Annotated in this window: 1 protein-coding gene; it reads right to left on the reverse strand. The window is 38.3% G+C overall.

The window, feature by feature from the left end; genetic code table 11:
• Positions 1-1,387, reverse strand: a 1,387-nt coding sequence (locus CVT14_RS10575; protein ID WP_199907343.1) for an Ig-like domain-containing protein, incomplete at both ends; no start/stop codon positions are given.

A 1,387-nucleotide genomic window follows, 5' to 3' on the forward strand; every position in this document is an offset into this window, starting at 1 on the left:
TCACTATCGCTACCGTTTTCAGCTTTATTTAGCTTGCCATCTTTTGGATTAGTATCTTCAACAAATGTGATTGTTGGATCAGATGGGGCTGTATGATCGTTTGGATGCTCTATATTGCCAGCTTCAACTCTATCTGTACCTACGTTACCAGCTTTGTCTATTGCTTGAACAAATACTGGAGTACCTGGCTGAATGGCTTTATCTAGTTGAATTACGAAGTCACCTGCATTATTAGCGTGACCTTTTCCTATAATGTTGTTGTTTTCATCTCTAAATAATATCTCAGCATTTGGCTCATCTGTATGACCTGTTCCCATAGTTAGCTCTGCTGTATCATCAGCTTTGCTATTTGTATCTATTGGAGTGATTTTAACATTGTCAAGTTTTGGAGCGATTGAGTCTAGATCGATTGTAGCTTCATTGCTTGGTGCGCTCTTACCAAATTTATTTACAGCAATTGCTGTAAATTTATGCTCGCCTTGTTTAGTAAGTTCTGAAGTTGTAAATTCCCAGTTAGCATCTGCATTTTCTATTTTGCCGATCTCAACACCATTATCATAGATTACAACTGTTGATCCAGCTTTTGCTGTTCCTTTGATGGTTGGAGTTTTATCATTTGTTAAATGACCTTCAACATCAAGAATATTGCCCACTTTAGTATCTTCTCCATAGCCCTTAACATTATCGATTACTTCATTGATTACTGGAACTTCTGGAAGATCTTTATGAATGATATCCGTATCGCCAGCAGTTTCAGTATCTTTACCTTTGTTACCAGCTTTATCAGTTACTTCTACGGTTACTTTATCACCTGGTTTGATTGGATCAGTTGTAACTTCGAAATTTCCTTTATCATCAGTTGTGCCAGTGCCTATTGTTTTACCATTTTCATCAGTAACAACTACTGGAGCATTTGGCTCGTCTGATTTACCTTTTACGATACCTTTATCTGGAGTACCATCTGATGGTTTGGTCTCATCTACTGGAGTTACAGTCTCGATATCTACTTTTGGAGCTGTATGATCATTTGGATGAGCTAAATCACCAGCTTTAAATTCGCTTTCACTAGTATTGCCAGCTTTATCTGTCACTTCAAAGACCACTTTATCGCCAGGATTAACAGGTTTGGCGTCTATAACAAAGCCACCTTTATCATTAGCGTCGGCTCTACCCAAGAAATTTCCATCTTTATCTTTAGCTATGACGGTAGCATGAGGAGTATCTGTAACACCTACTATAAGAGTTGCTTCTGCTGTATCATCGGCTTTAGCAGCAGTATCGATCGGAGTTATTGTAACCTCTTTGATAACTGGAGCTATTGTATCAAGCTCTATTGTAGCCTCATTACTTGAACCACTCTCACCAAATTCGTTCTTAGCTATAGCTG

Source organism: Campylobacter concisus (genome assembly GCF_003048445.1).
Lineage (GTDB): Bacteria > Campylobacterota > Campylobacteria > Campylobacterales > Campylobacteraceae > Campylobacter_A > Campylobacter_A concisus_BF.